At 71.1% G+C, this 18,351-nt stretch carries 12 protein-coding genes, 4 tRNA genes, 1 other RNA gene and 1 pseudogene; 5 read left to right on the top strand and 13 right to left on the bottom strand.

Going from position 1 to position 18,351, the window contains the following annotated elements; all coding sequences use genetic code 11:
• Window positions 1-68 precede the first annotated feature (68 nt).
• The 5 genes from ABZ823_RS27235 to purS form a co-directional block, all read right to left on the bottom strand.
• A complete protein-coding gene (locus ABZ823_RS27235; protein ID WP_361665497.1) occupies window positions 69-875 on the bottom strand; it encodes an META domain-containing protein in 807 nt (268 codons plus the stop codon).
• An 82-nt stretch (window positions 876-957) separates the two neighbouring features.
• A complete protein-coding gene (locus ABZ823_RS27230) occupies window positions 958-1,755 on the bottom strand; it encodes a sterol carrier family protein (protein ID WP_361665496.1) in 798 nt (265 codons plus the stop codon).
• Window positions 1,756-1,875: 120 nt separating this feature from the next.
• A complete protein-coding gene (gene purL, locus ABZ823_RS27225; RefSeq protein ID WP_361665495.1) occupies window positions 1,876-4,134 on the bottom strand; it encodes a phosphoribosylformylglycinamidine synthase subunit PurL in 2,259 nt (752 codons plus the stop codon).
• A complete protein-coding gene (gene purQ / locus ABZ823_RS27220) occupies window positions 4,131-4,811 on the bottom strand; it encodes a phosphoribosylformylglycinamidine synthase subunit PurQ (RefSeq protein WP_361665494.1) in 681 nt (226 codons plus the stop codon). The genes purL and purQ overlap by 4 nt, the downstream gene beginning before the upstream one ends.
• The gene (gene purS, locus ABZ823_RS27215; RefSeq protein WP_361665493.1) at window positions 4,808-5,071 is read right to left on the bottom strand and encodes a phosphoribosylformylglycinamidine synthase subunit PurS; all 264 of its coding nucleotides are present in this window, start codon (window positions 5,069-5,071) and stop codon (window positions 4,808-4,810) included. The genes purQ and purS overlap by 4 nt, the downstream gene beginning before the upstream one ends.
• 362 nt (window positions 5,072-5,433) lie before the next feature.
• Between purS and ABZ823_RS27210 the strand changes: the two genes are divergently transcribed.
• From ABZ823_RS27210 to ABZ823_RS27195, 4 genes are all read left to right on the top strand, one after another.
• Entirely contained in the window at window positions 5,434-5,751 is a 318-nt protein-coding gene (locus ABZ823_RS27210) for an Lsr2 family protein (protein ID WP_361665492.1), read from the top strand.
• Between the two features lie 206 nt (window positions 5,752-5,957).
• Window positions 5,958-6,032 (top strand) — tRNA-Gly (locus ABZ823_RS27205).
• 109 nt (window positions 6,033-6,141) lie between these two features.
• Window positions 6,142-6,217, top strand: a tRNA-Gly gene (locus tag ABZ823_RS27200).
• 566 nt (window positions 6,218-6,783) lie between these two features.
• Window positions 6,784-6,859: transfer RNA gene (locus ABZ823_RS27195), tRNA-Gly, on the top strand.
• A gap of 56 nt (window positions 6,860-6,915) precedes the next feature.
• Here ABZ823_RS27195 and ABZ823_RS27190 read toward each other — a convergent pair.
• The 6 genes from ABZ823_RS27190 to ffs form a co-directional block, all read right to left on the bottom strand.
• Complete coding sequence (locus ABZ823_RS27190) at window positions 6,916-7,815, bottom strand: phosphoribosylaminoimidazolesuccinocarboxamide synthase (protein WP_361665491.1); 900 nt, start codon at window positions 7,813-7,815, stop codon at window positions 6,916-6,918.
• Between the two features lie 118 nt (window positions 7,816-7,933).
• Window positions 7,934-9,433, bottom strand: coding sequence for a N,N-dimethylformamidase beta subunit family domain-containing protein (locus ABZ823_RS27185; protein WP_361665490.1), 1,500 nt, complete (start codon window positions 9,431-9,433; stop codon window positions 7,934-7,936).
• Window positions 9,434-9,658: 225 nt separating this feature from the next.
• The gene (locus ABZ823_RS27180; RefSeq protein WP_361665489.1) at window positions 9,659-11,431 is read right to left on the bottom strand and encodes a hypothetical protein; all 1,773 of its coding nucleotides are present in this window, start codon (window positions 11,429-11,431) and stop codon (window positions 9,659-9,661) included.
• A 477-nt stretch (window positions 11,432-11,908) separates the two neighbouring features.
• Complete coding sequence (gene purD, locus ABZ823_RS27175) at window positions 11,909-13,177, bottom strand: phosphoribosylamine--glycine ligase (RefSeq protein WP_361665488.1); 1,269 nt, start codon at window positions 13,175-13,177, stop codon at window positions 11,909-11,911.
• Window positions 13,178-13,327: 150 nt separating this feature from the next.
• Window positions 13,328-15,697, bottom strand: coding sequence for a DNA polymerase III subunit gamma and tau (locus ABZ823_RS27170; RefSeq protein WP_361665487.1), 2,370 nt, complete (start codon window positions 15,695-15,697; stop codon window positions 13,328-13,330).
• Window positions 15,698-15,783: 86 nt separating this feature from the next.
• An RNA gene (gene ffs, locus ABZ823_RS27165) (signal recognition particle sRNA small type) lies at window positions 15,784-15,880 on the bottom strand.
• Window positions 15,881-15,953: 73 nt separating this feature from the next.
• Between ffs and ABZ823_RS27160 the strand changes: the two genes are divergently transcribed.
• A tRNA-Ser gene (locus ABZ823_RS27160) sits at window positions 15,954-16,041 on the top strand.
• Window positions 16,042-16,120: 79 nt separating this feature from the next.
• On the opposite strand, the pseudogene ABZ823_RS27155 reads toward ABZ823_RS27160, so the two are convergent.
• Window positions 16,121-16,545 (bottom strand): annotated as a pseudogene (locus ABZ823_RS27155) (tyrosine-type recombinase/integrase); the annotation flags it as partial.
• Window positions 16,546-16,760: 215 nt separating this feature from the next.
• Window positions 16,761-17,522, bottom strand: a complete 762-nt coding sequence (locus ABZ823_RS27150) for a hypothetical protein (protein ID WP_361665486.1) — start codon at window positions 17,520-17,522, stop codon at window positions 16,761-16,763.
• Window positions 17,523-18,351 lie beyond the last annotated feature (829 nt).

The raw sequence follows: 18,351 nt of genomic DNA, 5'->3' as shown, positions 1-18,351 counted from the left end.
AGATCGTGCACTGGTCCGAATCCGGTCATCTGCCCCGTACGGTGCCCGGCCTCACCGGTCGCTCGGGCTCACGGTTCGGCGACCGCGTCGATACCCTTGCCGTTTTCGCTGGTCAGCGAGATCCCGCGGTGCTCGAGCCGGTAGGCGAGCGGTCGGCCGAGGCGTTCGCCGATGCTCTTCTCGGTGTCCATGAGTGAGCCGTCGCACATCTTCCGGGTGGTCCTGAGGCTGCCCAGCGTGAGATGACCGTCCCGTACGGTCGCCTTCGCGGTGAACCGGTTGCAGCCGAGACCGCCGGACGCCGTACCCGTCTTCCTGTCCAGCGTGAACCACGCCTTGCCGGCGGCCGCGGCGGGCAGCGAGGAGGCCACTTGGCCGTCGACCAGCGCGGTGATCCGCCACCTGGTGCCGTACAGCGGCGCGTCGCCCTGCCTGGTCAGGCGCACACGGTCGCCGTCCCCGGTGGTGAGCGTCAGTGCGTCACGGTCGACGGCGGCGGTGAGCGAGCCGTCCGCGAGCGTCCGGGAGAAGGCCGCCTCGAACGCCATCGGGGCCTGGTCGCAGGCCATCTCGGTGGCCTGGGCGGGACCGAAGTCGATGCGGTCGCCACGGAGGGTGGCGGGCGCGCCGAAGTCGTTGCAGCCGTAGTTTCCCCGGGCCCGGCCGTGGTCGTCGATCCGGAGATATGCGCTGCCGGGGGCCTTTCGGGTGATGCCGTCGGCGGTGAGGCTGTCGACGCGCCAGTGGACGCCGGTGACGGACGGGCCGGTGCTCGGTGCGACGGAGACGCTGCCGCCGGCACCGGATCCGGTGCCGCAGGCCACGGCGAGCGGGAGCAGGGTCAGCACGGTGAGGGTCAGTCGGTGCTTGTCCATGGGGGTGGGACGGGTGAGGCCCGGAGGCGGTTCCCGGCCGCAGCCCCGCCCCACACCGGCCCTGCCCGGCCCGGCCCGGCCATCAGGCCATCAGGGGCAGCAGGTCTCCCAGGTCGGCCCGCTCGCCGCTCGCGCTGACCTTGGCGTCCGCGAGGGCGGAGTGCCACGCGGTACGGCCCGTCGCCAGCCGCACCCAGGTCAGCGGGTCGGTCTCGACGACGTTCGGCGGGGTGCCGCGGGTGTGCCGGGGCCCCTCGATGCACTGCACGACGGCGTACGGCGGCACGCGTACCTCGGTCGAGGCGCCGGGCGCCCGGACGGCGAGCGCGTCGGCCAGCAACCGGGTGCAGGCGGCGAGGGCCTGACGGTCGTACGGGATGTCGAGCCCCGGTACAGCGGCGTTCAGGTCGTCGGTGTGGACGACGAGTTCGACGGTGCGGGTGACGAGATAGTCGCCCAGGGGCATGGCGCCCGCGGCTGTGTCGAGCATTCGGGTGGCGGGCTGTTCGGCGAGGCGTTCCGTGAAGCGCTTCTCGATGTCGGCGAGGAAGGCGTCCAGGTCGGGGTGGCGCCCGGCCAGTTCGCGGGCGATGTCCGCAAGGGCACCGGAGTTGGCGGAGGTGGTGAACGGCCAGTCGAGGACGGTGGCTTCCTGCCGGGGCGGCTCCGGCTTGTCGAGGAAGCGGCCGACGGCCTGGAGGGCCACGCCGATGTGCACGGCCAGCTCCCGTACGGTCCAGTCCCCGAGCCGGGTGGGGAGCGCGAGCTGCTCGGGGGTGAGGGTCCGCACGGCTTGCCGCACATGCCCGAACTGCGTGAGGACGGCGGTGCGGATCTTGGCGGGGTCGTAGGTCCGGGGGCGTTTCCTGGCCGTAGACATGGGAGTGAGCCTATGCCGTGGACGCGCGCACCGGTCTCGGCAGGACGCGAAGGCCCCGCCCGGCGGGCGGATTCAACCGCGAGGCGGGCGGGGCCTTCATCGTCGTTGGGCCTTCGGGGCCTACTTCAGGAGCGCCGGGATGGTTCCCTCGTGGGCCTCGCGCAGTTCCTCCAGCGACAGTTCGAACTCGCCCTGGAGTTCCACCGTGTCGCCGTCCACGACACCGATGCGGGTGGCGGGCAGGCCGCGCGCGCCGCACATGTCGTTGAAGCGGACCTCCTCGGAGCGCGGCACCGCGACGATCGCGCGGCCCGCCGACTCGGAGAAGAGGAAGGTGAACGCGTCGAGCCCGTCCGGCACGATCAGCCGCGCGCCCTTGCCGCCGAGCAGCGCCGACTCGACCACGGCCTGGACCAGACCGCCGTCGGACAGGTCGTGCGCGGAGTCGATCATGCCGTCGCGGGAGGCCGAGATGAGGATCTCGCCGAGCAGCCGCTCACGCTCGAGGTCGACCTGCGGCGGCAGACCGCCGAGGTGGTCGTGGACGACCTGCGACCAGGCCGAGCCGCCGAACTCCTCGCGGGTGTCACCGAGAAGGTAGATCAGCTGGCCCTCCTCCCGGAAGGCCACCGGCGTACGGCGGGCGACGTCGTCGATGACACCCAGCACCGCCACCACCGGAGTCGGGTGGATGGCCGTCTCGCCCGTCTGGTTGTAGAGCGAGACGTTGCCGCCGGTCACCGGGGTGCCCAGCTGCTGACAGGCGTCGGCGAGCCCGCGGACGGCCTCCGCGAACTGCCACATGACGGCCGGGTCCTCGGGCGAGCCGAAGTTCAGGCAGTCGGAGACGGCCAGCGGCTTGGCGCCCGTGGTCGCCACGTTCCGGTACGCCTCGGCGAGGGCGAGCTGCGCGCCCGCGTACGGGTCGAGCTTCGCGTACCGACCGTTGCCGTCGGTCGCGATGGCGACCCCCAGCCCGGACTCCTCGTCGACCCGGATCATCCCGGAGTCCTCGGGCTGGGCGAGGACCGTGTTTCCCTGCACGAAGTGGTCGTACTGGGAGGTGATCCACTTCTTGGAGGCCTGGTTGGGCGACGCCACCAGCTTCAGGACCTGGTCCTTCAGCTCCTCGGACGTCTCCGGCCGCGGCAGCTTGTTCGCGTCGTCCGCCTGGAGCGCGTCCTGCCACTCGGGGCGGGCGTACGGACGTTCGTAGACCGGGCCCTCGTGCGCGACCGTCCGCGGGTCCACGTCGACGATCTTCTCGCCGTGCCAGTAGATCTCCAGACGGTCCCCGTCCGTCACCTCACCGATGACGGTGGCGATGACGTCCCACTTCTCGCAGATCTCCAGGAAGCGGTCGACCTTCTCCGGCTCGACGACCGCGCACATGCGTTCCTGCGACTCGCTCATGAGGATCTCCTCCGGCGAGAGCGTGGAGTCGCGCAGCGGTACGTCGTCCAGGGTGACCCGCATACCGCCGGAGCCGTTGGAGGCCAGCTCCGAGGTGGCGCAGGACAGACCGGCCGCGCCGAGGTCCTGGATGCCGACGACCAGCTTCTCCTGGAAGGCCTCCAGGGTGCACTCGATGAGGAGCTTCTCCTGGAAGGGGTCGCCGACCTGGACGGCCGGGCGCTTGCTCGGCTTGGCGTCGTCGAAGGTCTCGGAGGCGAGGATCGAGGCGCCGCCGATGCCGTCGCCGCCCGTGCGGGCGCCGTACAGGACGACCTTGTTGCCCGCGCCGGAGGCCTTCGCGAGGTGGATGTCCTCGTGCCGCATGACGCCGATGGCGCCCGCGTTGACCAGCGGGTTGCCCTGGTAGCAGGAGTCGAAGACGACCTCACCGCCGATGTTGGGCAGGCCCAGGCAGTTGCCGTAGCCGCCGATGCCGGCGACGACGCCCGGCAGGACGCGCTTGGTGTCGGGGTGGTCGGCCGCGCCGAAGCGCAGCGGGTCGACGACCGCCACCGGCCGCGCGCCCATCGCGATGATGTCGCGCACGATGCCGCCGACACCGGTCGCGGCACCCTGGTACGGCTCCACGTAGGACGGGTGGTTGTGCGACTCGACCTTGAAGGTGACCGCGTAGCCCTGGCCGACGTCGACGACGCCCGCGTTCTCACCGATGCCCACGAGCAGGGCGTCCGACTGCGGGGCCTTCTCGCCGAACTGGCGCAGGTGGACCTTGCTGCTCTTGTACGAGCAGTGCTCGGACCACATGACCGAGTACATGGCGAGCTCGGCGCCGGTCGGGCGGCGGCCCAGGATCTCGACGATCCGCTCGTACTCGTCCTTCTTCAGGCCGAGTTCGGCCCAGGGCAGCTCGACGTCGGGGGTCGCGGTCGCGTGCTCGACCGTGTCCAGAGGCGTCCGGCTCATGCGCCCACCAGCTTCTTGAGGATCGACGTGAAGAACGGGAGCCCGTCGGTACGGCCGGTACCGATCAGCGGCTCGACGGCGTGCTCCGGGTGCGGCATGAGGCCGACGACGTTCCCGGCCTCGTTGGTGATGCCGGCGATGTCGCGGAGCGAGCCGTTCGGGTTGAAGTCGACGTAACGGAAGACGACGCGGCCCTCGGCCTCCAGCTTGTCGAGCGTGTAGTCGTCGGCGACGTACCGGCCGTCCATGTTCTTCAGCGGGATGTGGATGTCCTGACCGGCGGTGTAGTCGCCGGTCCAGGCGGTCCCCGCGTTCTCCACCCGCAGCTTCTGGTCGCGGCAGATGAAGTGGAGGTGGTCGTTGCCGAGCATCCCACCCGGGAGGAGGTGGGCCTCGGTGAGGATCTGGAAGCCGTTGCAGATGCCGAGGACCGGCAGACCGGCCTTCGCCTGATCGATGACGGTCTCCATCACCGGCGAGAAGCGGGAGATGGCACCGGCGCGCAGATAGTCGCCGTACGAGAAACCGCCCGGCAGCACCACGGCGTCGGCCTGCTTGAGGTCCCTGTCCTTGTGCCAGAGGGCGACGGGCTCCGCGCCCGCGAGACGGATCGCGCGTTGCGTGTCGCGGTCGTCGAGGCTTCCCGGGAAAGTGACGACGCCGATACGAGCGGTCACTTGGCGGCCTCCGCCACTTCCTCCACCTTGACGGTGAAGTCCTCGATCACGGTGTTGGCGAGGAAGGATTCCGCGAGATCGTGGATGCGGGCGAGCGCTGCGTCGTCGACCGGCCCCTCCACCTCGAGTTCGAATCGCTTTCCCTGACGTACGTCGGAGATGCCTTCGAAACCGAGCCGCGGCAGGGCGCGCTGGACCGCCTGGCCCTGGGGGTCGAGGATCTCCGGCTTGAGCATGACGTCGACTACGACGCGTGCCACTGGCACTCCCGGTGTGTGGTGCTGAGCAGGTTCCTTCAGACTACCCGCACAAAATTTCTACCCGCGTAGATTCGTAGCTTCCTACGTGAGCCCCATCACGATCCCGCAACGCCGGGCGGCCTCGGGACGGAAAATCCTCGGAAAAACCGCAGAAGAGCGGCTGCAGGACATTGCCTCGTGGACACGCGGACGTATTCCGTTGGTCTTCACAATGCAATGCCGGGCACTGTACAAAGGAAATGGCAATAGCCGATACTTTGCCCAATTACTGCCGGACAGTCGACATCTCCCCGGCATCCCCGGACGTCCGCGCACGTCATGGCGGATGATCGCGGAGGTGCCGCACGAAGGGACCGATATTCGTGGCGCAGCGTGTCGTGGTCACTCTCTTTGACGACATCGACGGCTCAGAAGCGGCGGAAACGATCGTCTTCGGACTGGACGGCAAGTCGTACGAGATCGACCTCAATCAAGCCAATGCCAAGAAACTGCGTAAGGCGCTGGAGCCCTACGTCGAGGCAGGCCGCAAGAAGGCGAAGTCCGGCAAGGCCTACACCCACACGGCGTTGACGCCGGACCCGGCCGCCGTCCGCGCCTGGGCCCGCTCCAACAAGATGGACGTGCCGCCGCGGGGCCGTATCCCGAAGAAGGTCTACGAGGCGTTCGCAGAGGCGCAGTGACGCGCTGACCTGTCCGTGGGGCAGGGCGTGGCGGCTCCACGCGCGCCGGCACGCACCCCTACGCGCCCCCTCCGCACACCGGTGCCCGCCCCGGCGGCCCCCATCCCGCCCCGCGCGCAGCCGACTTGCGCTGCACCCCAGGTGATCAGCTAGAGTCTGGTGCACGCCGAGGGGCAAGGCCGGAAGGTCGGGACCCGAGGAGTCACGCGGGTGTAGTTCAGTAGCAGAACACCCCCTTTCCAAGGGGGAGGCGCAGTGTGCAATCCCTGTCACCCGCTCCATGGCATCGGTCCTGCCGCTCATGGCCCCTGCTCGAGCTTGTCGAGAGCTTGGGGGCCGATCAGGTAGGCTGGTGCTCGCACCGATCGGTGAGAGCCGGTCGGAGGCAATGCGGACGTAGCTCAGTTGGTAGAGCGCAACCTTGCCAAGGTTGAGGTCGCGAGTTCGAGCCTCGTCGTCCGCTCCATGGAGCAAAGGCCCCGGTCGATGGACCGGGGCCTTTCTCGTGTGTGCGTGGAATCCACCGGAATGGTGGTGAAGGACCCCCGTGAAGGGTGTGAAGGTGGCCACATCCACGCGCCGCACGGGCCAGATCCACGGGCCGGATCCACGGGGATTCGCCGGAAACCGGATGCCGGTCCGGACCGGTCATGGGCGCCGTGCCGTCCGCGGCGCGGGCTCGCAGGGGACGGCTGCGACTCGTTTCCCAGGGCGTCGGACGGCCACAGCGCGCGAGGGCCTGCCTTACGGCACACAGAGGAAAGGCCGCCTTGCCCACCGCACTTGGATGCCCTGTCGCTCCGTTCAGGGCCCTCACCGCTGAGGGCCGGGCCGCCCGGCCGCACCACAGCCGGGACGCCCGCAACCGAGATCGCGGAGCGGGCCGCCTTCCCGCCGCCGACCTCGCGCGCCCACCCGCCGTCGGGCGGCCCGCCGACCGGGTCGGACGCCCGGGTCGGACCATCGTCGTCCGGTGATGCGTCCCGCAGGGGCTCCGCGTTGGGTATAGTTGCTCTCGCGCAACGGCGCAATGCGGACGTAGCTCAGTTGGTAGAGCGCAACCTTGCCAAGGTTGAGGTCGCGAGTTCGAGCCTCGTCGTCCGCTCCAAAGAGAAGCCCCCGGCCCTTGGGCCGGGGGCTTTCCTCGTGTGCGGTGGACGGCCGTCACGCCCAGCTGACGCCCGTCAGACGCTGGTACGCCTCCACGTACTTCGCCCGGGTCGCCTCCACGATCTCCTGCGGCAGCGCAGGGGGAGGCTGCTCGCTCGCGCGGTCCCAGCCGGAGGCGGGGGACGTCAGCCAGTCCCGGACGAACTGCTTGTCGAACGACGGCTGGGAGCGGCCCGGCTGCCACTGGTCGGCCGGCCAGAAGCGGGAGGAGTCCGGGGTGAGGACCTCGTCGGCGAGGACGAGGGTGTCGCCGTCGTGGCCGAACTCGAACTTGGTGTCCGCCAGGATGATCCCGCGCTCGCGGGCGATGTCACGGGCACGGCTGTACACCGCGAGGGTCGCCTGCCGCAGCTGGGCGGCGGTCTCGGCGCCGACCTGACGGGCGACCTCCTCGTAGGAGACGTTCTCGTCGTGCTCGCCGACCGCGGCCTTGGTGGCGGGGGTGAAGATCGGCGCGGGCAGCTCCGAGCCGTCCACCAGCCCCTCGGGGAGGGCGAGGCCGCAGACCGTGCGGGACTCCCGGTACTCGGCGAGGCCCGAGCCGGTCAGATAGCCCCGGGCCACACACTCCACCGGGACCATTCGCAGGGACTTGCAGACCAGGGTGCGACCGACCCAGTCGGCCGGGGCGCCGGACGGCAGCTCGGTGCTCAGGACGTGGCTCGGCACCAGGTCGCGGAGCTGGTCGAACCACCACAGCGACAGCTGGGTGAGGATCCGGCCCTTGTCCGGGATCTCGGTCGGCAGCACCCAGTCGAATGCGGACGTACGGTCGCTGGCGACCATCACGAGGTCGCCCGCCTCGTTCTGGTACAGCTCGCGCACCTTTCCGGTGTGCAGATGCACCAGACCCGGCACCTGGACGGGCTCGGGCTTTTCGACGAATCCGGACACGGTTCCTCCCCGTGGTTCTGTCCAATTGGCTCGATTCTCCCGTATGCGAGGAGCGAGCTCAGGGCCGGGGCCGGGAGAGGACGGGCTGGGGGCCGGTACAGAGAGTTGGAGGAGACGGTCAGTCCCGCTTGCAGATGCGGTCCAGAAGGTTCGCCGTGGCCTGCTGGATGCGGGTGTCCGTGTGGCCGGGGCGGTCCAGCGCGGGAGACCAGGCGAACGTTCCGGACGCGAAGACCAGGGCTCCGGAGGGGGCCCGGTACAGGGAGGTCTCCTGATGGCGCAGCACATCCTCGCCGTCCCTGTAGGGGGAGTGGGCGAGGAGGATGCGGCCCTGATGCTCGGGCAGCGGCGCCCGGGGGAAGTAACGGTCCGCCTCCCCGGCGACCATCCCGTCCAGTTCGTCGCCCTCGTGGGCGCCGGTCGACTCCCACAGCCAGTGGTCGGCGTTGCGGACGACGAGGGGGTGGGGCTCGGGGACCCGTCCCGCGTACTGGATACCGATCATCTCCTGCTCGGGACGATCGATTTCCCGCCACAGCGCGGGCTTCCCCGGGCCGCGGCGCTTGCGGCAGGTGAGCAGCCGGTCCGGGACCCCGGACGGCGAGGGGCTCAGCTCCACCTGCCAGTACATGGTGTTGGCGGACAGGAACACCAGCGAGGTGCCGTGCTCGCGGGCGAGTTCCACGCTGCGGCGCATCTGGGCCGACCAGTACTCGTCGTGGCCGGGGAAGACCAGGCCGCGGTAGCGGGTGGTGTCGACGCGGCCCGCGTGCAGATCGCGGGCGTCGGCGTAGGCGATGTCGTAGCCGTAACGTTCGGCCCAGCGGATGAAGTCGTAGGCGTGGCCGACGTGCAGGGGCAGGCCCGCGCCCGCGTACGGACGGTCGAAGGAGACCGTCGTGGCGGCGTCGGCCTCGCCGAGCAGCCGGCCGTTCTCGTCCCAGGCGTGGTAGAGGCTGGCGCCGGTGTGCCCGTCCTCCGGGTAGAGGTTGTACGCCTGCCAGGTGATGTCGGGCAGCAGCAGGAGCAGGTCCGCCGGGCGGCCGTCGCGGACGGTGAAGGGCACGTGGGAGCGGTAGCCGTCGGCCGTGGTGAGGACGGCGACATAGGCGCCGATGCTCCAGAACGAGGGAATCTGCAACCGCCAGGAGAGCCACCAGTGGTGGCAGGAGACCGTGCGGTCGGCGGTCAGCGGAGGGGGCTGGACGATGCCGGAGAGACGGGGACTCGTGGTGATCTTGGATGCCCCGTCGCCGCCGTAGTGCCCGATGCGGTACACGTCGACGGCGAACTCCTGGGGCGGATCGACGGTGATGTGGAAGTCGATGGCATCACCGGGCGCCACCGCGCCCGTCGAGGTGAAGCCCTTGATCTGCCGGTGGACGTCGTCGGCGGAGCGGGGGCCGCCGATGCGGGGCGCCGGGATACGGGCGCCCTTGAGCCCCTGGGACGGGATGTGAGCCGGTGCCGGATCCACGTACCACGGGACCACCTGCCCCGTGTCGTCGAAGTACGTCTCACTTCCCCGGAGCCAGGGAACGGGACCCTGGCCGAAAGGATCCGTCACGGCATGTGCGAGAGCGCCCGACTCCCAGCGGCGGATGTGCTCCGACCCCATGTGATGTCCCCTCCCTCGTCCCCCGTGAGCCGTCCTAAGCTCTTGCCTGGCATGTGCCTTGTGCGCGATCGGTCCCAGCACATCACATTACGCACGCACTCCGTCACCGTTCGTCGTGAATTGACGTGAACGGAATGGGATTCTGCGGCCAGGGGTCGGGCTTGCGGATGCGCGAGGTCCGGCATCTCCGCAGGTGGGTGGCGTGCCGCTGCCGTGGGCCGGAGGTCAGACGAGCCTGACCGGCTTCTCGGGGCGCACGCCCAGGCTCTGGAGCCAGGCGCGCAGCGGGGCCGGGTCGCCCTCCTCGACCAGGGTGAGGACCCTGGGGGCCAGGTCGGCCGTGCGTTCGCCCCTGACCAGGAGGGACGGGCCGTCCAGCCAGTCGAGCCCCGGTGTCGCTCCCGCCGTGTCCATCGCGGCGCAGCAGACCATCGCGGTGACGTGGTCCACGAGCAGTTCCCGGCCGGTGCGGGGCGGCTGGAGCGGGAACAGGGGGAGCACTCCCTCGTCCCAGAGTGCCGGGTCCGGGCCCGGCGCCTGCCCCGTGTCGCCGCCGCCCGGTGCCGGGCCGACGGCCGCCTCCTCCCGCGCCATGGCGGCGCTGAGGCCGGCGACGAGGGCGGCGGCCCGCACACTGGCGACCACGCCGTCGTCGTCGGGGACGGTCGGAGCCGGCGCCTCGTCCTTGGTCCCCGGTGCCCGGACCGTCAGGTACTCCAGCACCCGCTCCAGCGTCGGGCCGTCCGCACCCGGTATCGCCGGGGGCGTGGACCGGTGAACGCCCAGGGCGTCCAGGACGCGCTGGAGGCGGGCCGCGTCCATGCGCCACTTACGGTCGACGACCTCCTCCGGATACTCCTGCCAGCCCACCGGAGCCCAGTCCGGTCCGGGCGCGACCGGGCCGCCGTGGAAGAGCCGGGCCGCGAGCAGTGAGGCCGCCTCGTCGACGAGGCCGGGCTCCTCGAGCAGGTCGCAGGCCGGTCGCTCGCCCAGCCGGGAGGTGAAACCCTCGGCCAGCCGGTCCCGTCGCGACAGCTCCGTCAGCGCCGCGACCACACCCGCGTCCAGTCGCGAGGGCCAGCGGCCCATCCGCCAGGCCGGCAGTGCGACCCGGGTCAGCAGACGGTCCCAGCCCGCGTACGCCAGCCCCACCTGCTCCTGCGCGACGATCCGCAGACCGTAGTCCACAGCCTGTGCACGCTCGGCCGCGGCTGCCGCCACCCCCCGCTCCATCTCCGCCGCGTGCCCCCGGCAGCTCCGCAGCAGCAGCCGGGCCACCCAGCCGACTCCGGCCAGCACCGTACGCACCAGGGCGCCGTGCGCGGGTGCGGACGTCACGGCCACGGCGGCGTCCAGCCCCCGTACAAAACGGCGGGCCGCCGCTATGTCCGGGTGCGCCGACGGGCCCGTGCCGGCCACGACGGGGGCGAGGACCGCGCGCAGCTCGCCCACCCGCATCCACCACAGGAACGGCGAACCTATGACGAGCACGGGCGCTGTCGGGGCCCGGTGGGCACGGGGGGACGACAGGCCGCGTATCCACCGGGCCGCGGCTATCTCGTCCCCGCTGTGGGGCGGCGGGCCGTGGGCGCGATGTGTGCGGTCCTCCAGCCAGCTGTCGCAGTCGGGCGTGAGCGCTATCGCGGAGGGGGCGGGGACGTCCAGGCGGTCGGCCAGGTCACGGACCATCCGGTACAGATCGGGAGCCGCGTTCTCCGCGATCGGGACCGTCGGGCTGACGGCGGGGCGGGAGCGGGCGACGACGAGGGCGATACCGGCGGCCGAGAGCAGGACCACAGCGGCGACGGCGGTCACGACCCAGCGGGCGATCCCCCAGTGCCCGCCGCTGATGTGGCCGGTGGAGTCGCCGACCAGCAGCACGACGGCGACGGCGGCGGGCAGCAGTGCGACGGCCAGTGCCCTGCTGCGGATCCGCAGCACGGCAAGGGCCCGTGAGCGCGCGGCCTGCGCGCCCGCCTCCACACCGATTCCGGTCACGACCGGACGTCACCCCCTCTGTCCCGCCTCTGTCCAGCCCGCCTGCGCCCGGCGCGCCATGCGCCGTGACGGTCTCCGTCGTGTCCGCCGCGGACTTCGTCGACGGACACCCGTGCGTTGCTCACTCCCCCACTGTGGCACCCACCACTGACATCGCAATGCCGGTGGGCCAAGTGCCGGAACGGCTTGCGCCGCACCCTAGTTGGGGCTCCGGCCGTCGTCAGCCGGATGGGGCACCGCTCACTCGATGGAATGGCTTTGGGGAAAGGTGGATGACGCAGGGCGAGGACCAGGCCCGGGTTCGCGCCTTTCCCGCGCACGATGCACGTCCCTTCCCGCGCACGATGTGGGCCCCGGATCCGGAGACGGATTCGGGGCCCATGGGGTTCATCGGCGGGCGGCGGGCTCAGGCCCGGGGGTGGGAGCGGGGCTCGGGGCCCACCGGGAGCGGGGGCGCGCCTGGGGAGCGGGCTGGGCTCAGGCGCCGGTGTGGGCGGCGGACTGGGCGGCCTTCGCCGCGATGTCCGTACGGTGCTGGGAGCCCTCGAGCCGGATGCGGTCCACCGCCACGTACGCCCGCCGGCGCGCCTCGGCGAGGTCCGTGCCGGTCGCCGTGACGGACAGCACACGACCGCCCGCGCTCACCACCGCGTCGCCCTCGCGCCTGGTGCCCGCGTGCAGGACGTACGCGTGCGGGGCATCCTCGGCAGCCACCTCGTCGAGACCGGTGATCGGGTCTCCGGTGCGGGGGGTGCCCGGATAGTTGTGCGAGGCCACGACCACGGTGACGGCCGCGTCATCGCTCCAGCGCAGGGGGCCGACGTCGGCGAGGGTGCCGTTCGCCGCGGCCAGCAGGACACCGGCGAGCGGGGTCTTCAGCCGGGCAAGGACGACCTGGGTCTCCGGATCGCCGAAGCGGGCGTTGAACTCGATGACCCGCACGCCGCGCGAGGTGATCGCCAGGCCCGCGTACAGCAGACCGGAGAACGGGGTGCCACGGCGGCGCATCTCGTCGACCGTCGGCTGGAGAACGGTCTGGCGGACCTCCTCGACCAGCTTCGGATCGGCCCACGGGAGCGGCGAGTACGCACCCATGCCGCCGGTGTTCGGCCCCTCGTCCCCGTCCAGGGCGCGCTTGAAGTCCTGCGCGGGCTGGAGCGGGAGGACCGTCTCGCCGTCGGTGATGGCGAACAGGGACACCTCGGGGCCGTCCAGGAACTCCTCGATGACGACCCGCTCGCAGTGGGCCGCGTGCGCTCGGGCGGCGTCGAGATCGGCGGTGACGACGACGCCCTTTCCGGCGGCGAGGCCGTCGTCCTTCACGACGTACGGGGCGCCGAAGGCATCGAGCGCCGCCTCGACCTCGTCGGCGCCGGTGCAGACGTACGAACGCGCGGTGGGCACGCCCGCCGTCGCCATCACGTCCTTGGCGAACGCCTTGGAGCCCTCCAGCTGCGCGGCCTCCTTGGACGGCCCGAACACGGGGATCCGGGCCGCGCGCACGGCGTCAGCGACACCCGCGACGAGCGGAGCCTCGGGGCCCACGACGACCAGCCCGACACCGAGCTCCGTGGCCAACGCGGCCACGGCGTCTCCGTCGAGGGCGTCGACCCGGTGCAACTGGGCCACCTCGGCGATGCCCGCGTTGCCGGGGGCGCAGTGCAGGGCGGTGACCTGGGGGTCGAGGGAGAGGGAACGGCACAGGGCGTGTTCGCGGGCACCGCTACCGATGACGAGGACCTTCACGGGGTCAGCCTAACGGTCGCGAGGCGATGACCTTGTGGGGGCCACCGAAGGGAGTCCGGGCGGACGTTTGTGGCTTTACCCAAGAGGTGCCCTGGACAGGGGCAGGCCACCGCCGCTGGCTCCGACTCCTCGCTTATCCGTTTATTCGTTTTATTCGTTGGAGAACTCCTCCACCACGGTGGCGCCCAGCTCCCGGACGATCAGTTCATGACCGGAAAGGGCCGTCTCGTCGAGGTCGGGGTCGTCGTCCTCCGGCATGTCGTCCTCGGGGGCGACCACGTGCCGCGTCGGGGCGGGGGAAGCTGCCTGGGACGGGGCGGAGGCGGGCCCGGCCGGTGCCGGGGCCGCCGGTGCGGCCGGGCGCGCTGCCGGTGCCGACTGCTGGGGGGCGGGGCGCGGCGGGGCCGGAGCTCCCGCGCCGTAGCCGCCGCCCCCACCGGCGTTGACGCCACCACCGGCATTGAAGCCGCCGCCGGAGCCGGAGCCACCGGAGGCCGGCGGGGCCGAGCCGCCCGACGGGTCGACGATCGCCTCGATCTTCCACTGCACGGTGAACTGCTCGGCCAGGGCCTGCCGCAGGACGTCCTCGCTGCCGCTGCTGAGGAAGTTGTCCCGGGCGCCCGCGTTCACGAAGCCGAGTTGCAACGTCGTCCCGTCGAAGCCCGCCACCTGCGCGTTCTGGCTCAGCAGGATCCAGGTGAAGCGGCGGCGGTTCTTGACCACCTCCAGGATGTTCGGCCAGAGCATGCGCGGGTCGAGGCCGCCCGGTGCCGGAGCGGAACCCGGGGGCGGCCCGGAGGAGGCGGCCGGGGCGGATGCGGCGGGGGCGGGCGCGGCCGGACGGCCTGACGACGGAGGGGCGGAGGCCGGGCGGCCCGACGATGGCGTGGCCGGGGCCTGCCCCCCGCCCGCGGGCGCAGCCGTAGGCCATCCGCCGGGCCGTCGGCCGCTACCGCTGCCGGCGGCGGTGGCCGTGGGCCAGGCGCCGGGGGCGGCGGGGCCCGGGGCGGCCTGCGCCTGGGGCTGAGCGGGGGCAGCGGCGGTCGGAGGTTGAGCCGCGGCGGCGGGAGCCGTCTCCCGGGGCGCGGAAGGCGGGGTCGTGACGGGCGTCGCCCCACTGTCGTGGCCACCCGGGCCCCCGGCGCCGTACGCGCCCGAGCCCGCGCCCGGGCCGGGACCCGGCGCACCGCCCGGCCCCGAGGCCCCGGTTCCGCCGGCCCGCACCGCGGCCCGGGCCGCAGCGGCACCGCCGCCTGGCGGAACGGGCGCCGCGTCCTGCGGCACCGGTCCTCCGGCCGTCGGGCCATGCGCTCCGGGACCCGGGACGTAGCCCATGGCGGGGCCCGCGCCGCCGGAGAAGTCGACGCCCCGCTCCAGCCGGTCCAGGCGGGCCATGACCGACCGCTCGTCCGCGTATGCGGCGGGCAGCAGCACGCGCGCGCAGATCAGCTCGAGCTGGAGCCGCGGCGAGGTGGCTCCCCGCATCTCGGTGAGCCCCTCGTTGACGAGGTCGGCGGCGCGGCTGAGCTCGGCCGGGCCGAACACGCCCGCCTGGGCCTGCATGCGCTCCAGTACGTCGGCCGGGGCGTCGATGAGCCCCTTCTCGGTGGCGTCGGGCACGGCGGCGAGGATCACCAGGTCCCGCAGCCGCTCCAGCAGGTCGGCGACGAACCGGCGGGGATCGTTGCCCCCCTCGATGACCCGGTCCACGACCTCGAAGGCGGCGGCCCCGTCCCCGGCCGCGAAGGCCTCCACGACGGAGTCGAGGAGCGAGCCCTCCGTGTACCCCAGCAGCGAGGTGGCCATGGCATAGGTCACACCCTCCGCGCCGGCCCCCGCCAACAGCTGGTCCATGACGGACATGGAGTCACGCACGGACCCCGCGCCGGCGCGCACGACGAGCGGCAGGACCCCGTCCTCGACGGGGATGGCCTCCTTCTGGCACACCTCGGCGAGGTAGTCCCGCAGGGTCCCCGGCGGGACGAGCCGGAAGGGGTAGTGATGGGTGCGCGAGCGGATGGTCCCGATGACCTTCTCCGGCTCGGTGGTCGCGAAGATGAACTTGAGGTGCTCGGGCGGCTCCTCGACGACCTTCAGCAGCGCGTTGAAACCGGCCGACGTGACCATGTGGGCCTCGTCGATGATGTAGATCTTGTACCGGCTGCCCGCGGGTCCGAAGAAGGCCTTCTCGCGCAGGTCACGGGCGTCGTCCACACCACCGTGCGACGCGGCGTCGATCTCGATGACGTCGATGGACCCCGGTCCGTTCCTCGCCAGGTCACGGCAGGACTGGCACTCGCCGCACGGAGTCGGCGTCGGGCCCTTCTCGCAGTTCAGGCACCGCGCCAGAATGCGCGCGCTGGTCGTCTTGCCACAGCCGCGGGGCCCGCTGAACAGGTACGCGTGATTGACCCGGTTGTTCCGCAGCGCCTGCTGCAGCGGGTCAGTGACATGCTCCTGCCCGATGACCTCGGCGAAGGACTCCGGGCGGTAGCGGCGGTACAGCGCGAGAGACGACACGCTTACGAGGTTATAGGCGCCCACTGACAACACGCCCCGCCCGGAGCGGCTCCCCCACCAGGGCCGCCCGGCCCCTCCCGGAAAACACAGAAGACCCCTCACGCACCCGCCAGAGCCAACCTACCCTTGCTGCCTTCCGGCCCTGGGGGAGTTCAGTCAGATAGCGCCGCGTGAGGGGCTGAGCCCCAGCCTACCTGATCGCCCGGGCCCCGAACGAGTTCGCTAGCACTCCCCGGCGTCATGTAATGTTTCCGGCGGAGGATTCGCCTAGAGGCCTAGGGCGCACGCTTGGAAAGCGTGTTGGGGGCAACCCCTCACGAGTTCGAATCTCGTATCCTCCGCCAGTGCCTCACCGGGCACGATGTCGAAGGGCCCCACCGTTCGCGGTGGGGCCCTTCGACGTGCGTGGTCTCAATTTTGGTCTCAATTGCCTCCGGAGGAGCCCCACAGCTTCTCGCCGACCTGATCCGCGACCTTCCGGAGCATGAGCCCCGTCACATGCATGTAGCGGGCCCGCATCCGCGCGGCGCGACCAGGCTCCCAGCCCATGATCGCGTCCACGATGACATCCGGGACACCGAGCACGGGGAGAACTGTGGCCGCCGCGTGGCGAGCGTCATCAAGGCGCCCGTCCCGCACACCCGCGTCCGTAAGCAGCCGCTTCACACGTGGTAGTCGGTGTTCGGGCTCAGCGGCCCGCCAGTCGGCGAGGCGAAGACGTAGCCATTGTCCTCCCAGTCGGCCCCGGCCTCCCGGCGCTGCTCGTCCCGCTCCTCCTGGTGGCGGCGAAAGAGGCTGATCAGCGGGTCGGGCAGACCGACCGTGCGGCGACCGGCGCGAGACTTGGTGGCGTGCCGGAGGCGTTCGGCCGAGGCCGCCACGTCCGCCGGCTCCTGCACTCCAGCCGCACCACGTATGCGGCCCCGGCGGTCTCACTCGCCGCCGAGAAGCAGGGGTCGGTGCTTCTGACCTCGGGCAGCTCGCTGGACTCCGCGGCGGCCACCGAACTGAAGCGGTCCCTGCTCGTATCCTCCGCAGCCGCCTACCAGGGCAAAGGACCGGCTCAGGTCGCCTGCTGGAACGTCGGCTTCGAAAGAGCCTGGGTGATCTCCTCGTAGGCAAGCACCCAGGGACGCCTGCCATCCTGGATACGGGCGATCACGCCGTCCACCACGGCAGGAGCGACGGTCGTGGCAAGGCCCAGGAGCGTGGACAGGTCCGGCGACAGGCCAAGGCCGGCGGCGGTCGAACCCAGTCCGATGCCGACCCCGATCCACTGCATGGAGCGTGCTCTGCGAGCCGAGCGTGCCGTCATGCGGTGCTGGCGGGCCATCTCACGCTGAAGCACGTCACGCAGGTCTGTCCCGTCAGAAGAGGCGCCATCGACCGTGCGGGAGAAGGACAGCCGTGCGTCCTGCCGTCGTTCCCGGACCGTGAGTACGGTGTCGATCACCTGTCGGATCGCGTCTTGATGCGTGTGTCGAGCCAACGCCGGAACTTGAACCAGATAGCGGAGGAACGGTTCGATCGGATCGCTTTCGACCAGGGGTGCAGCCCAACGCCCGTTCACGGAAGCATCTGCTCGGCCGGCCAGGGAAACCGCCGACTTGGGCAGCTCGCGAATCATATGCGGAGGGTCGAACAGCGTCGGGACCAGGTAGTAACGCATTGCCACCCAGCGGCGGAACAGCGTGGTGTGCGCGGGCAGGTGAGCGGATGCGACATCGACGAAACGCTCGCGGGTGTCGGCGGGACAGGTGGCGTACTGCTCGCGGACGCGATCGAGTTTGGGCAGCCGCAGCGCCACGCCGTCCACCGCGAACATGTAGCCGCAGGGCACCGCTCCGGCCGAGATCCTCCATGATCAGCGCATGAAACACTGCGCCCTGGCTGCTGGACCTGAAGGAACGCACAGCTGCGGCATGTTCGTCGAGCCAGACGGCACGTGGCAATGCATCGGGGGAATAACTGCCGTGGTTGCGTGCCAGATCCTCGAAACTGTTGACGCCCTCATAGCGGTCGACACACACCAGGCCGGCCTCCAGCAACTGCGGTGCCAGACGTAAGGCCTGATACAGGGCACCACCGCTGAGGACATACCGGGTGGCCACGTGCACGCGCTCTGCGAACAGGCTGTACGCGAGGAGTCGTGCCACGACATCGGTTGCGCTGAGCTGCCGAGCGGCAGCGTCGCCGTGCGCCAAGGGGTAGAAGGGGTCGCCGAGGTTCATCACGATGTCACGGGTGTTGGCCACGCTCAATCCCAATCTCTCGACCGATACGCAGGCGCACGGCGCGATCGGCGGTGCCAGGAAGAGTCAGCCTCTGGTCACGGACGTCTTGGGATCCTCAGGGAAGCGCGCCCCCTTGGAAACCATCCAGGTACGGAACTGCTGATGAGGGATCACCTCGACGGGGACCGCTTCTGCGGACTTCCGAGGTGACGGAAGAGAACGCTGTCGCAGCCCTCGCAGTACTTGACGTTGCTCTCGTACAGGCGGCGCGCCTGGTCCGCTGTTGAGTCGCGAGTGCGGACAAGTGCGTGGCACCGCCAGCCGGCTAGGGCCTGTACGGAGTCGTGATCACCATGCTGGTACAACTTTCGTGTGGCGAGGCGTGAACTGAGTGACGACGATTGGGCGTTGGTCGAGCCG

It is taken from the genome of Streptomyces sp. NPDC047079 (genome assembly GCF_040643755.1).
GTDB lineage: Bacteria > Actinomycetota > Actinomycetes > Streptomycetales > Streptomycetaceae > Streptomyces.
Note: the sequence above shows the minus strand (reverse complement) of the source record. Positions and strands in the feature narration are given on the sequence as shown.

Bases quoted from the DNA above. Each gene is read 5' to 3' on its own strand.
- ABZ823_RS27230 (WP_361665496.1), bottom strand. From the start codon at position 1,755: ATGTCTACGGCCAGGAAACGCCCCCGGACCTACGACCCCGCCAAGATC.
- purL (WP_361665495.1), bottom strand. From the start codon at position 4,134: ATGAGCCGGACGCCTCTGGACACGGTCGAGCACGCGACCGCGACCCCC.
- ABZ823_RS27150 (WP_361665486.1), bottom strand. From the start codon at position 17,522: ATGTTCGCGGTGGACGGCGTGGCGCTGCGGCTGCCCAAACTCGATCGC.
- ABZ823_RS27235 (WP_361665497.1), bottom strand. From the start codon at position 875: ATGGACAAGCACCGACTGACCCTCACCGTGCTGACCCTGCTCCCGCTC.
- ABZ823_RS27185 (WP_361665490.1), bottom strand. From the start codon at position 9,433: ATGGGGTCGGAGCACATCCGCCGCTGGGAGTCGGGCGCTCTCGCACAT.